This is a genomic window from Brevundimonas sp. R86498 (assembly GCF_044598075.1).
GTDB lineage: Bacteria > Pseudomonadota > Alphaproteobacteria > Caulobacterales > Caulobacteraceae > Brevundimonas.
Genome location: NZ_CP139004.1, coordinates 1248210 through 1261852, shown reverse-complemented (window position 1 = coordinate 1261852; position 13643 = coordinate 1248210). Strand labels below are relative to the sequence as shown.

The 13643-nt window shown below is 67.6% G+C and carries 15 protein-coding genes; 4 read left to right on the top strand and 11 right to left on the bottom strand.

The window, feature by feature from the left end:
* From tolQ to SJY26_RS06170, 10 genes are all read right to left on the bottom strand, one after another.
* On the bottom strand, positions 1-756 hold the full coding sequence (gene tolQ, locus SJY26_RS06215) for a protein TolQ (protein ID WP_396595268.1): 756 nt from the start codon (positions 754-756) through the stop codon (positions 1-3).
* Between the two features lie 128 nt (positions 757-884).
* Entirely contained in the window at positions 885-1349 is a 465-nt protein-coding gene (locus SJY26_RS06210) for a YbgC/FadM family acyl-CoA thioesterase (protein WP_396595267.1), read from the bottom strand.
* Positions 1346-2809 carry an alpha/beta hydrolase gene (locus SJY26_RS06205; protein WP_396595266.1) on the bottom strand — a complete coding sequence of 488 codons (1464 nt, stop codon included), beginning with the start codon at positions 2807-2809 and terminating at the stop codon, positions 1346-1348. The genes SJY26_RS06210 and SJY26_RS06205 overlap by 4 nt, the downstream gene beginning before the upstream one ends.
* A gap of 55 nt (positions 2810-2864) precedes the next feature.
* On the bottom strand, positions 2865-3899 hold the full coding sequence (gene ruvB, locus SJY26_RS06200) for a Holliday junction branch migration DNA helicase RuvB (protein WP_396595265.1): 1035 nt from the start codon (positions 3897-3899) through the stop codon (positions 2865-2867).
* Positions 3896-4513 (bottom strand): Holliday junction branch migration protein RuvA, encoded by a 618-nt coding sequence (gene ruvA / locus SJY26_RS06195; protein ID WP_396595264.1) that lies wholly within the window; start codon positions 4511-4513, stop codon positions 3896-3898. Before ruvA ends, ruvB begins: the two co-directional genes overlap by 4 nt.
* Entirely contained in the window at positions 4510-5034 is a 525-nt protein-coding gene (gene ruvC, locus SJY26_RS06190; RefSeq protein ID WP_396595263.1) for a crossover junction endodeoxyribonuclease RuvC, read from the bottom strand. Before ruvC ends, ruvA begins: the two co-directional genes overlap by 4 nt.
* Before the next feature lie 79 nt (positions 5035-5113).
* Complete coding sequence (locus SJY26_RS06185) at positions 5114-6472, bottom strand: hypothetical protein (RefSeq protein ID WP_396595262.1); 1359 nt, start codon at positions 6470-6472, stop codon at positions 5114-5116.
* Positions 6473-6682: 210 nt separating this feature from the next.
* Positions 6683-7849, bottom strand: a complete 1167-nt coding sequence (locus SJY26_RS06180) for a glutathionylspermidine synthase family protein (protein ID WP_396595261.1) — start codon at positions 7847-7849, stop codon at positions 6683-6685.
* 56 nt (positions 7850-7905) lie between these two features.
* Entirely contained in the window at positions 7906-8649 is a 744-nt protein-coding gene (locus SJY26_RS06175) for a PspA/IM30 family protein (protein ID WP_396595260.1), read from the bottom strand.
* 16 nt (positions 8650-8665) lie between these two features.
* The gene (locus tag SJY26_RS06170) at positions 8666-9115 is read right to left on the bottom strand and encodes a YjfI family protein (RefSeq protein ID WP_396595259.1); all 450 of its coding nucleotides are present in this window, start codon (positions 9113-9115) and stop codon (positions 8666-8668) included.
* Positions 9116-9446: 331 nt separating this feature from the next.
* On the opposite strand from SJY26_RS06170, the gene SJY26_RS06165 reads away from it, so the two are divergent.
* Genes SJY26_RS06165 through SJY26_RS06150 form a run of 4 tightly spaced genes read left to right on the top strand, consistent with a single transcriptional unit; the run spans position 9447 to position 12217 of the window.
* Positions 9447-10490 carry a potassium channel family protein gene (locus SJY26_RS06165; protein ID WP_396595258.1) on the top strand — a complete coding sequence of 348 codons (1044 nt, stop codon included), beginning with the start codon at positions 9447-9449 and terminating at the stop codon, positions 10488-10490.
* Between the two features lie 8 nt (positions 10491-10498).
* A complete protein-coding gene (locus SJY26_RS06160) occupies positions 10499-11161 on the top strand; it encodes a YjfK family protein (RefSeq protein WP_396595257.1) in 663 nt (220 codons plus the stop codon).
* Between the two features lie 19 nt (positions 11162-11180).
* Positions 11181-11594, top strand: coding sequence for a DUF350 domain-containing protein (locus SJY26_RS06155; protein WP_396595256.1), 414 nt, complete (start codon positions 11181-11183; stop codon positions 11592-11594).
* An 8-nt stretch (positions 11595-11602) separates the two neighbouring features.
* On the top strand, positions 11603-12217 hold the full coding sequence (locus SJY26_RS06150) for a DUF1190 domain-containing protein (RefSeq protein WP_396595255.1): 615 nt from the start codon (positions 11603-11605) through the stop codon (positions 12215-12217).
* 21 nt (positions 12218-12238) lie between these two features.
* Here SJY26_RS06150 and gluP read toward each other — a convergent pair whose 3' ends face one another.
* Complete coding sequence (gene gluP, locus SJY26_RS06145) at positions 12239-13531, bottom strand: glucose/galactose MFS transporter (protein ID WP_396595254.1); 1293 nt, start codon at positions 13529-13531, stop codon at positions 12239-12241.
* Between the last annotated feature and the right edge of the window lie 112 nt (positions 13532-13643).

The following is a 13643-nucleotide window of genomic DNA, read 5'->3' as shown; positions in this document are numbered from 1 at the left end:
TCAGACGCTCCGGCGGTAGCTGGAGTCCGGTGCGGACGGCGGCGGTGCCGCCGCCGGGGCGCTTGTGGAGCCGAGACGGCGGGCCACAGCCGCCTGAAGATCATCGGCGAAACTTTCCAGCCGGCCGGTGAACTTGCCCGCGTCGATCGAGAACTTGTTGTACGCAATATAGGCCGGGATGGCCGCCGCCAGACCGATCGCCGTGGCGAACAGGGCCTCGGCGATGGCTGGGGCCACCGTGGTCAGGTTGGTGTTGCCGGCGGCCGCGATGCGGCCAAAGGCATTCATGATCCCCCAGACCGTGCCGAACAGGCCGATGAAGGGTGACGCCGTGGCCACGACCGACAGCACGCCCAGCCCCTCCTCGATACGCTGGCCTTCCCGCGCAATGAGGGCGTCCAGGGCCCGGTCGATGCGCGACATCAGCAGGCTGCCCTGGGTATCGGTCAGTGGCCCGCGCGAGCGCGTCTCGCGCCAGTCCTGCAGCGCCAGCACCAGCATGCGCGGCAGGGCATGGGCGGGCTCCGGCCCGGCTTGGGCCGCCACCTCCTCCAGTGATCGGCCCGAGCCGATCGAAGCCTCGAAGGCATCGGCCTGTCGGTTCAGCGCGATGAAGCGGGCCGCCTTGTCGATGATCACGCTCCAGGACCAGACCGAGGCGACCGCCAGACCGATCATGACCGATTTCACCACCCAGTCGGCGGCCATGAACAGGTGCACCGGGTTCATCATCGAGGCTTCGGCGGCGACAGTCATGGCAGATCCTGAAAGACGGCGTGAGGCCTATCGACCGGCCACGCGTGGCGGTTTCATGGCGTGATGGAGAGGATGCCCTGCAGGAATGGGGCCAGATCCAGACAGGCGTGGCCTGTATCCGGCAAGCCTCAATCCGGGGCAACCCCGGTCCGCTCCGCCAACCACGGTTTCACGGCCTCGACCAGAGCCGCCGTCGGGCGTCGCGGCCGCCCGTCCAGATGAATGCAAACCGCGGTCACCGCGGCCCGGCACAGAATTTCGCCGTCCCGCTCGATGCTCTGGGAGATCAGCAACCGGGGCCCTTTCACAGCATCATACAGCGTGCGCACGGTCAGGGCGTCGTCGATCCGGGCCGGTCTGACAAACGACAGGGTCATCTCCGCGATGACGAAGGCCATCGGGGCCGCGCCCTCCAGCAGCTCGGCATGACCGATGCCGATGCTGCGCAGGAAGTCCGACCGCCCCCGCTCGAAATAGCGGACATAGTTGGCGTGATAGACCACGCCCGTGAAGTCGGTGTCCTCGTAATAGACCCGCACCGGCAGAAGGTGCGCGCGGCCTTCAAACCGGCCGGCGGTCGGCTGGTCGGTCATGTCACCGGCGCATCCAGGGTGAAGTCCAGCGGAGTGTCGGCTGCGGGCAGGCAGCTCCGGTCCACCGGGGCCGAGGGATCGCGCAGGAAGTCCCGCGCCATCGCCCGTGTGCAGAGGCTGGCCCCGATGACCCCGTGGGTGGCGTTGGTCACGATGACCACCTGGCTGTTGGCATAGCCGCGCGCTGCGGCCTCGGTCAGGGCCGGCGGACAGCCCGGGTCGATCTCGGCCGCCACGAACAGGGTCGGAATGTCGGTGACCACCGGCGCATTCTCGATCGGGTCGGCCGGTCGCACGCCGATGGCGGCGCAGACGTCGAACAGGCGCGACAGCGACGGCACCAGCACCTCCGCGACCGGATCACCGGCCGCCCCGGCGACCAGCCGCGCCTTCGATTCGAAGGGCAATTCCTCACGGCACAGATGGGCCATGTGCTGACCTTCGAAATAGTAGGTGCGGTCCTCGGCGATCTCGGCCACGGGCGTCAGGTCTCCGGCGATGATCTTCGCCAGATCGGCCGGCAGCCGCCGGACGCCGACGCGGCTGTAGGTGGTATCCATCAGGAAGGCGGACAGGTCGTCGACGGTGAAGGTTCGCCCGTCCCCGCCCGTGACGGGTCCGGCCAGCCAGCGCCGGGCCTCGGTCTCGAAGCGGGCCTGCATGTCGGGATAACGAGCGGCGCAGTCGGCCTGGGCCGCGCATTTGGCCAGGATGATCCGGACAGCGGTCGAGACCTGTTCCGGTGTCCCCACGGCCCAGTTCCCCTCGGGTGGCCAGGGGCTGTCCATCACCACCGCGCGCACGATCTGCGGCTGGTGGGTTATGACGGCGGCCTCGATCCGGGGACCGTAAGAACCGCCGCGCAGATCGATCTTCTCCAGCCCCAGAACCTGCGTGAGGTCGCGAACATCGTCGGCGATGGCGGCGGCATTGTACCAGTTCAGGTCGACGCCCTGCGCCTGCCAGCCCTTCAAACAGGCGATCAGCCCGTCGCGGTCCTCATCCGAGGGTGGCCCGGCGTCGGTCAGCTCGACGCCCGGACAATCCATCGACGGCGCGCCGCGCCCGCCGCCCCTCTGGTCGAAGAAGATCATGTCCTGATCAACGGCCACCGCGTCCGGGTTCTGCTGCGCCGCCTGCAGCATACGACCGACGCCCGGCGTCGAGGCTCCGCCCGGTCCGCCATGAAAGTTCACGATCGGAGGCAGCCAGGTGCCCGACGCATCGCGGAAGGGCGTCGACGCCTTGACGATCACCACCGCGATGTCGATCCGCCGGTCGCTTGACCCGTCGCGCGCCTCATCCACCGTCAGGGTCCCGCATCGCACCTCGCGCACGCCCGTCGGCCAGTCGGCGGGACAGGCGATGTCGGTGAAGACCGGGTCTGCGGCCAGCGCAGGCGCAGAGAGCGCGCCTCCGCCGAGGATGACGGACAGTGCGGCAAGCGCGCGAAGGATCATGGACAGTCTCCGGTTCGCCGTCACCAAATCCCCCCGCCTCGCACTTGGCAAGTCGCTATTCGAACAGTCCGCCCTGGGGGGCCGCCTGGGGTTGCGGCGGTTCGGTCAGCCCCAGATGCGCATAGGCTTTGGAACACGCCATCCGCCCGCGCGGCGTGCGCTGGATGAAGCCCTGCTGCAGAAGATAGGGCTCGATCACGTCCTCGACCGCGTCGCGCGCCTCGGCGATGGCGGCAGCGAGGGTGTCCATCCCCACCGGTCCGCCGCCATAGTTCTCGATCAGGGCCTTCAGGAAGCGCCGGTCGTTGGCGTCCAGTCCGGCTTCGTCGATCTCCAGCCGGCTGAGCGCCCGGGCCGCCACGATGCGGTTGATCACGGGTGATCCTTCCGCCTCGGCGAAATCCCGCACCCGGCGCAGCAGACGGCCCGCTACGCGCGGCGTGCCCCGCGACCGCGAAGCGATCTCGCCCGCCCCCTCGTCGTTGATCGGGGCCCCCATCTTGCGCGCCGCCCCGGTGATGACCCGCACCAGTTCGGCGGGCGTATAGAACTCCAGCCGCAGGGGAATACCGAAGCGGTCGCGCAGCGGCGTGGCCAGAAGGCCGGCCCGGGTCGTGGCCCCCACCAGCGTAAACGGGGCCAGATCGATCCGCACCGACCGCGCCGACGGCCCCTCCCCGATGATCAGGTCCAGCACATGGTCCTCCATGGCGGGATACAGGATCTCCTCCACCGTCGGGGCCAGCCGGTGAATCTCGTCGATGAACAGGACGTCGCGCGGTTCGAGGTTGGTCAGGATGGCCGCGAGATCCCCCGCCTTGGCCAGAATGGGCCCCGAGGTGGCCCGGAACCCCACGCCCAGCTCGCGCGCCACGATCTGCGCCAGGGTCGTCTTGCCGAGCCCCGGGGGCCCGAACAGCAGCACATGGTCCAGCGCCTCGCCCCGCCCTCGCGCCGCCTCGATGAAGATCTTCAGATTGCCCTTGGCCGCCTCCTGGCCGACGAAGTCCGACAGGGTCTGCGGTCGCAACGCCCGGTCATAGGCCTCGCCGGGGGCGGGCTGGGGCGAGATGATGCGGTCGTCGGTCACCGCCCCAACTCCTGCAGGGCGGCCCGGATCACGGCCGACAGCTCAGCCTCATCCCCCAGCCGGATCAGCGCCTGATCCACGGCCCGTCGCGCATTCACCTCGGCCACGCCCAGGCCCAGCAGAGCCGACACGGCCTCGCCCGTCACGCTCGGCACCGGGGGTGGGGCCTCGGCATGCACGCCCGCCGCCGCCGGGGTGAAGGAGACGTCGCCCAGCGACTTGCCCTTCAGTTCGGTCACGATGCGCAGCGCCAGCTTGGGCCCGACCCCGTTGGCGCGTCCAATGGCGGCCTTGTCGTCGCGGGCGACGGCACCCGCCAGTTCCCCCGGCGGCAGAACATCCAGCACCGAAAGCGCCGCCTTGGGACCCACGCCCTGGATGCCGAGAAGGGTCGTGAAGGCCCGACGTTCGTCGCGGGCCAAAAAGCCATACAGCCGCGGGCCGGCGTCCTCGCTCCACTGGGAATGCACATGCAGGGTCGCCTCGTCCCCGGGGGCCGGAAGCCGCTGCAGGGTGCGCGCGCCGCAGGCGACGACATAGCCCACGCCGGCGCAGTCGATCAGGCAATGCCCCTCCTCGACCTCGGCCAGCACCCCGCGAAGCCGCCCGATCATGCCGCCCCTCGCACAGGATTCAGCGCTTCCAGCAGGGTCCGTTTGCGAAGCTGCGCATGGGTGATCGCCACAGCCAGGGCGTCGGCCGCATCGGCCTTGACCTCACCGGCCGCGGGCAGGAGCCGTTTCACCATGAAGGCGATCTGGGTCTTGTCGGCATGACCGGCCCCCACCACCGCCTTCTTGATCAGATTGGGGGAGTATTCCGCCACCGAAAGGCCCGCCCGCGCCGGGGCCAGCATGACCGCTGCCCGGGCATGGCCCAGCTTCAGGGTCGAGGATGGGTTCACATTCACGAACACCTCCTCGATCGCGGCCTCGTCACAGCTGTGATCGGCACAGACTTCACCGACTTTCTCGAGCAGCCACAGCAACCGGTCAGACAGGGGCAGGGTCTCAGGCGGCGACACCACCCCGTGCGCCACCCAGCGCAACCGCGCCCCTTCGGACACGATCACGCCCCAGCCCGTGCGGCGCAGGCCCGGGTCCAGTCCCAGAATTCGAGTCGCTGCGTTCGTCATTCGTTCCCGTCATGCCGCAAACAGCGTTGACGAGCAATGAACAGTCATCAGGTCCGCGATCTGCGGACCTGCGCCGCGGTCAGCCGACGATGGACTGAACCGATGCCGGGGCGTCCTGGGGCACATAGCGCGCGCCGCGGTCGCGCCGGGCGGCCTCAAGCGCGGCCGTGGTCATGGCGGCCTCGGCCCGGACGCTTTCCAGATCGGCCCGAAGGCTGCTGATCTGCTGGGTCATGGCGTCCACACGCGACTGATGTTCGTCCTGCACCCCGGCCAGACGGGCCTGCAGCTTGACCATCCGGTCTTCCGCGCGGGCGATCGCCTTGTCATGCGTGGCTGCGGCCTTGGCCAGAGCCTCCGCGCGGTCGACGGCCGCGATACGGGCCACGTCCATGGCGGCCTGGCGCTGACGCGAGTCCTCGGCCGCGGCCTCGAGCGCGCGGACGCGCTCCATCGCGCGATCCAGACTGACCTGCAGGGTCTCGCCCTGGCGGCCCGCTGCATTGGACACCGCCTGAAGCTCGGCCAGACGGCTGGCCTGTTCGGCGTTCAGCACGTCCAGCCCGTTCGCCCGTGCGGTCGCCGCATCGAGACGGGCGGTCAGCGCCGCCAGTTCGGACCGGTCAGCCTCGAGCTGGTTTTCCATGGCGCGAAGGGCGCGCGCGGACTCGGCCTGTTCGGACGCAGCCCGGGCCCGCTCGGCCGCCAGTTGACCTTCACCCGCCGCGGCGGCCCGTGCCAGCGTGGCGACCTCGGCCACAACCTCTTCCATGCGGCGCCGAAGGACGGTGTTCTCCTCGATCGCCAGCGTATGGTCGCGCTGTAGCTGGGCGCGGATCGTATCCGACTCAGCCCTCAGCGACTCAGCCTGTTTGAGCTGGTGGCGCAGGCCGTCCTGATCCTGCTCAAGCTCGAGAATACGCTGGCCGCTGGCCCTCTCGGCCGCCTCATAGGCCTCGATCCGGCTGACGGCCTGGGACTGGAGGTTTCTGAGACGGTCCAACTCCAGGCGGGCCTCCTGCAGTGCGGCCGACAGCTCGGCCACCTGGGCGGCCAGTTCGTCACCGCGCGACTCCGCCTGGGCCAAAGCCTCTGCCAATCGCCGGCCTTCGGTGGTCAGTTGCTCGACCCGGTCGTCCAGTTCGGCCTTGGCCGCGCGCAGGGTGATCGCCTCGATATGGGCATCGCGGCGCGACTGGAATTCTTCGGCCAGCGGCTGCCGGATCTCGCCCAGAAGCCCCTCGAAACGGGCGAAATCGCGCGCCATTTCCGACATCTGCTCGAGACTGTCCTGCATGGTCTCGAACCGTTCGCCGATCATCCCCGCGGGATCCTGCACGGCCGGTTTGGTCGCAGCCTCGGGGGCCAGGGCACTGCGGGTCCGATCACCCTTGCCAGGGTTGCCCGACAGAACGCGATCGATCCTCGACAACAGCATGACTTTGGCTCCCCCAGGATGCGGCTAAAGGAAAACAAGCCGTTTCAACCGCTTGCAGCCCATTCGGGCGCATTCCTCTGATTTCCTGTCAAACGTTAAAGAGAGTCTCCCGACCTGTCGAGGCCGGTGTCACAACGGTCCGGGAACGACGCTACCCTGCGTCGCATGGGCTTCGCGCAGACCGTGCGCAGCGCGTTCGGGTCAATCGGATCAGGCCGGATCGGCGATGAAATGGGGCACGAAGCGGGACGTGTTCCGGGTGATCCGGCCGGTGTCCTCGCGCACCGACAGACCGGCCGGTTCCTCGCCCACGACCCACGAGCCGATGATGGCATGACGACCGTCAAAGACCGGTGGCGCATGCACCGCCTGGAGGATGGCCCGTCCGTCATAGCCGGCATCCAGTCCCTGTTCCGTCCTCCCGGGCTCCACGATCGAGATGTTGGCCCCCTCGCGCGAGAACAGCGGCTTGCGCACATGGGCAGTCGAAAGGGCCGTGGCGGCCGGGTCGGCCTCGAAATAGCTCTCCAGCAGGTTGGGATGCCCCGCATGGCGCTCCCACAGCAGCGGCAATATGCCCTTGTTGGACAGGATGGCCTTCCACGCCGGCTCGAGTACCGAGACATCCGCCGTTGGCAGGGGCTCGGCATAGTCGTCGCGCAGCATCTGTTCCCAAGGGTACAGCTTGAACATGGCCTGGATAAGCCAGTTTTCCTCGTCGACGAACTGGCCGTCGGCGTTCAGGCCGATGTCGCCGATCGCCACGAACTTCGGGTCCATCCCGGCCTGTTTCGCCAGATCCTCCAGATAGCGCACGGTCTGGCGATCCTCGACGAAGTCGGGATCGGACGAAAAATGCACAAAGCCCCCCTCCGGAAAGAGGGTGCGGAAGCGGTCGATCAGCTTCTCATGCAGGCTGTTGAACTGGTCTGTGTCGGCCGGGATCGAACCGTCGGCGATCCGGTCCTCCAGCCACAGCCACTGGAACACACCCGTCTCATAGACCGAGGTCGGGGTGTCGGCGTTGTATTCGTAGAGTTTCGCCGCCCCCTGGCCGTCCCAGGCGAAGTCGAACCGGCCATAGAGCGAGGGATCGCCGCGCTTCCAGCTGTCGGCGACATAGTCCCGAAGCCGCTCCGGGATATCGAGCTGTTCCATCAGCCGCTCGGACTTAACCGCCTCTTCCACCAGATCGAGACACATCTGGTGGAGCTCGGCCGTCGGGGCCTCGATGCCCTCCTCCACCTCGGCGAGGGTGAAGGCATAGGCCGCGGCATCGTCCCAGTAGGGCTCACCGGAATCGTGGTGCCAGGTGAAGCCCAGCCCCTCGGCCTTGGCCTGCCAGTCGGGACGTTCAGGAAGAATGAGGCGTTTCATTTGAGAGATCCTGTCTCCTCCCCATTCGCGAAGGTGAATGGGGAGGAGACTGTGGTCTATCCCGGCTCTTTCTCGTTCGGCACACTGGTGCCGATACGAGGCGTGACCACCGTCACGTCCTGGGCCGTCAGCCGGGCGAGAACATCATCGGCCGAGGCGTGGCCCGGCAGGATCCCCGCCTCCTTCAGCTTGGCATCGAGGTCGGCACCGGTGCGCTTGTCCTCGAACTCCTGCCCCACGCGCAGACGCTCTTCCTGCACCGCCTGCCGCTGCTTGATGCGCTGCAGGCTGTCGGCGGCCGAGCCGATCCGGGAATGGGCCCCGGCGGACTGGAGCGCGACCGAGGTCTGGGCCCGCTGCACGGACTCATTGACCTTCACGATGTCGATCTCGCGCCGCAGGGTCTCGATCTTCTGGTCGGTCGAGGCGATGGCCTGACGCAACCGGGCCTCAGCGGCCTTCATGTTCTCGATCACGGGTTCGCGCTCGCCGATCTGGGTCTCCAGCTCGGCGATGCGGCCGGCCACCTCGCGGGCCAGATCGGTTTTGCCCTGGGACAGGGCGGCCCGGGTCGAGCTTTCGTACTTGCCGATCTGGTCGCGGAACGAGGCCATCTCGCTCTCGGCCATCCGGCGACGCGCCACCAGGCCAGCGAGGTCGTCGCGGGCCTTGCCCTGGGCCGTGTCGGCGTCACGGATTTCCTGATCCAGAATCTTCAGGGCGTTGGCGTCCACCACCTTCTGGCCCGCCTCATGGGCCGAGCCGCGGAACAGGGCGGACAGTTTGCTGAGCATGGACATGGGTCTGGTCTCCGGTTCAGGCGGCCGCTTCGGCGCCGAAGGTTTCGCGAAGCTCGGTGGCGTCGATGGCGTTTTCCGCCAGGGTGCGCAACTCGATCAGGATGGTCTGGAGCGTCGTCTTGCAAGAAAGCTCGCCCATCAGTTCATACACATCCTGTCCGTCCAGCGTCGTGATGGCGAAGTTGGACAGGGGCACCACCCGCTGGGCCTTGAGCAGGAATTCGTTGAACCGGGCCGCATCGGCCTGTTCGGCGACCGGCCACAACAGGACAGAACATACGATCTGGGCTCCTCCGACCGACAGATAGATCGGCAGATCTCCGTATTCGTGCATGGTCACCAGCAGAACCGGCTCGACACCCTCGACGATGCGCGCGGTCAGTTCGCCCTCGCGCGTCAGTTCGGAGCCTTCAAGCGCCGCCCGGATGGCCGGCACAGTCCAGGAAGTTTCGATCACAGCATCCATGGGGTGGTTCACTCCAGAAGGGACGAAAGAAGGATTGCGGCGAGGACGCCGGGCGATCTCCGGTCCGCGGGTCGAACTCGGTGACGATGGCATGGACAGCCGCCCTGACATCCTCCTTGGTCGCGCCCGGCACCCAGAACTCCAGCTTGACCATACCGGCCTCGCGCCGGGCCTTGCGCCAAGCTCTGATCCGATCGTTGGCGGACTGCAAGGGGATGGGGGTCAGATGACTCATGTTTCATGTTACGCGTAACAGGAACGGTTGACATCCGCCAGCCGCCTGCGATGACTCGACCTTGTCCGGGCATGGGGTCCGATCGGGATCAAGGCGATGCTGCTGCCGCGAATGAAGCTGGCGCGCCTTTTCGACGCAGCCTTCCATGCCATGGCCGACACTCACTGGGTCGTGCTGTTCCTGCTGATTGCCTTCCACGCGGCCTCGACATGGGTGTTGTTCACCGTCTCGGGAGAGACGGAACTGACCGGCCCGGCGACCTTTTTCTACTGGTATGCGACGACAGCCTATACGGTCGGCTACGGCGACCTGAGCCCGTCGACAAACTCCGGTCGATTGATCACCGCCCTGTGGGTGTTTCCCGGCGCGATCGCCGCCTTCACCACGGTGGTCGCCAAGGTACTGGCGGCGATCGGCGAAGTCTGGCGCCTCCGTCGGGCCGGTAAGGGAGACTATTCCGGAATGAACCAGTCGATCGTCCTGATCGGTTACAATGCGGCCCGAACGCCGAAGATGATCGCCGAGCTCTGCTCTGACCTGTCTCAGGCCCAGACGCTCATCCTGCTGACACGGCAAACGCTTGCGGAACCCGATCCGCGGGTCCGCTATGTCCAGTCCGACAGCCTGACATCCACGGAGGCCCTGACCCGCGCGGGTGTCCGCGAGGCGAGCCGGGTTCTGGTCTTCACGGACTCCGATTCCGACACACTGGCCGCGACCCTGGCCGCGACGGCGCTCGCCCCCGCCAGCGCCCATGTCATCTGCTATTTCGAGGACGAGGATCACGCTCGCCTCATTGACCAGCACTGCCCCCAGGTCGAGGTCATCCTGTCCGCCGGCCCAGAGCTGGTCGCGCGGGCCTGCAAGGACCCCGGTGCAAGCCAGGTGATCAGCGCCCTGACCAGCCATCTGGACGCCAGCGCGACCCTGTTCAGCCTGCGCTGGCCGGATCGGCCCGCCCGCCCGTTCGGCGACCTCGCCCGGGTCCTGCTCGACCATGGGGCCACCCTGCTGGCCATCCAGCCCGGGCACGACACCAGCCCGACCTTCAACCCGCCGTCCGAGCGCCGCGTCGAGCCCGGCGACCGTCTGTTCTACATCGCATCGAATAGGCTCGATGCCTCGGGACTCGCGGGGTAAGGACGGACATGTTCAAGCGTCTCTTCGGCGGACAGAAGACGGTCGAGCCTGAAAACCGGCTGGCGGTCGTGCGCAACATCACCGTCGGGCGGACCGTGTCACTGGATCCGCTGGCCTGGCGCAGGCTGCAGCCCGAGACCGTGTTTAACCTCGACACCGACGCGCTGGAAATCACCGCCCAGGGCGTGGTCGCGCTCGATGGCGGCCAGCATGTGCACCGCTTCTACACCGACGACCACGTGATGCTGCAGGCCATGAGCGATGACGCCTCAGGGGCCGAGGCCTACGACTTCTCGCTCTTCATTCCGTGGACCTCGGCCTATCCCCCCGGTGAGCGCGAGCGCCGGGTCTGGCGCGATCGCCTCAGCGAGCCCGTCTTCGACGGCACGGCGGAAGAGCTGCCGACCTATCCCCGCTTCTGGTTCGCCGAAAGCGACGCCCGCCAGCCGCCCGTGACCCTGTGGGAAACGATCTGGGACGACCGGACCGCGACCGTCCCCTATGGCCGCATCTTCCAGACTTGCATGCTGTACGCACGCGATCTGGCGGGCGGTCGCGAGCTGATGATGGCGCTGGAGATGGAGCCCGAGAAATCACCGGGCAAAACCTCCGACGTCAGTCACGAAATCATGGTCGGCATCCCTCTCGAAGTCGGCGAGTTCACCGCCTAGGCCCATTCAAGGAGACCCAATGTTCGACTGGTTCGCATTCCAGACCGGGGCCACCGCCTTTGTCATGGCCTTCGCCGCCGCGATCGCCTTCTTCGCCGCGTTCAAATACATCTACCAGCTGGTCACCCCCTATCATGAGCGGGATCTGATCCGGGCCGGAAACACCGCCGCCGCCGTCGGCCTTGGGGGAGCCCTGATCGGTTATGTCCTGCCGCTGGCCTCGGCCCTGTCCCACACCGTCAGCCTGCCGGAGTTCGCCGCCTGGGCGCTGCTGGCCGGCGTCATCCAGATCGGGGCCTTCATCGTCGTCAGCCGCCTGCTCTACCGCGCTCTGGCCGCCCGCATCGAGGCGGGTGAAATGGCCGCAGGCGTCTATCTGGCCTCAATATCCATCTGCGTCGGCTTGCTCAACGCCGCCTGCATGACGACGTGAGGGAGACGATGACCGACACGCCCCCAGCCCCCGAAACCACCACGATGCGCCGCCTGAAGCGCTCGCGCGCACTTCAGGTCACCAGCCTGATGGCGACGGCCAGCTTCTCCCTGGCCGCCTGCGGTGCGCCCCAGGTGGCCGCCCCGACGCCGGACCCGGCCCTGGCCTACACGTCGCTGGAAGAGTGCAAGGCGGCCAACGACATCACCGACACCGAATGTGACGCGGCCCAGGCCAATGCGCAGAAGCTCGCCGCCGAGACCGCGCCCCGCTACGCCACCCAATCGGAATGCGAGGGCCAGTGGGGCCCGGACCAGTGCCGCCAGAACAGTTCGGGCGGCTCCTTCTTCACCCCTCTGCTGACCGGCTTCGTCATCGGTCAGCTGCTGAACGGCGGTGGCTATCGCGGCGGCGGGGCCCTGTACCGCGACCGGGCCGGTAATCTGCAGAACGGCTATGGCGGCGGCTATATCAGCCGCGACTACCGCACCGGCCGCCAAATCGCCAACAGCCGGGACTATGGCAGTGACGTCGCGCGTCAGGCCCCCAGCCGGGTGCAGAGCCGCACGACCGTGGTCTCGCGCGGCGGCTTCGGCGGCGGCGGACGCGGCTACGGGGGCTGATCACCCCCGCAGCCGGCGACCTCAGTGCCCGCCCGGCGTACCGGCGGCGACCTTGGCGTGGATCTTCGCGCGTGACGCCATGAAGGCGAAGATCACAAGGATCGCATAGCCGACCAGCGGCACATAGAAGACGGGGTTCAGGGTCGGGGCGTTGTCGCCGATCAGTCCGCCGATCAGGGGCAGGACCGCTCCGCCGATGATGCCGAACACCAGCAGACCCGAGGTCGCTGCGGCCGGTGCCGTGGAACGCTCCAGCGTCAGGGTGAAGATGGTCGGGAACATGATCGAGTTGAAGAAGCCGATGGCGATGGCCGCATAGGCCGCCGTGACCCCCGTGGTCTGGGTGACCACCAGACACAGCACCGCCGCGACCACGGTGTTGACGATCAGGATCGCGCTGGCCGGGATCCGGGTCAGCATCAGCAGCCCGCCGACAAGCCGTCCCACCATGGCCCCGCCCCAGTAATAGGCGACCATACTGCCGGCCGCGGCCAGCGGGATATTCAGGATCTCGGGGCTGTGCAGGAAGTTGGTCAGCAGATCGCCGATCGTGACCTCCGAGCCGACGTAGAAGAAGATCGCCAGCGCCCCGAACACGGCCCAGGGCGACTTCAGCGCCACCAGCGGTGACATCCGGTCCTCGGCCGTCGGCACGGGGGCGGCGTCGTTGATGGTCTTGCGGGCGGTGAAGATGAACCCTGCGACCACGGCGAAGAACAGGCCGACCGCGAGGAAGGCGATGTCGATGCTGCGCAGGCTCTCGGCGCGGGTCGCCGGATCGGTGATCACGGCATCGGCGGCGAACACCCCGCCCGTCAGCAGAATCGGCGCGGCCAGCAGCGGCCCCAGGGTCGTGCCCAGCGAGTTGAAGAACTGGGAGAAGTTCAGCCGCGCGTGCGAGCTCTTCTGCGCGCCCAGCGCCGCCACCAGCGGATTGGCACCGACCTGCAGCAGGGTCACGCCTGAGGCGATCACGAACAGGGCGATCAGCACCCCCGGATACCAGTCGACGATCGTCGCGATCGGCACGATCAGGCAGCCCGCGACCATGGTGACGAGGGCCACGATGATGGCCCGGCTGTAGCCCAGCCGGCTCAGGATCGCCGCCGCAGGGATCGAGGCAATGCCGTAGGCGATGAACCACGCAAAGGTGGTCAGGGTCGCCTCGGCATAGCTGAGTTCGAAAACCCGCCGCACCGCGGCGATCAGCGGGCCTATCAGAGAGGTCACAAACCCCCATGCGAAGAACAGCGTCGTGACATAGGCAAAGGCCAGGGTCGTGCCCTTGGCCGGCGCTGCGGGGGTCTCGGTCATCCTGGCCTCGTTTCCTGTCAGGTTTTGGCACCTGCGCCACATTGCCTCACGCGGATTTCCCGCCGCGTCCAGTCGATTTCTGGCGTCCGTAACGAAAAGTGGCCGCGCGGTG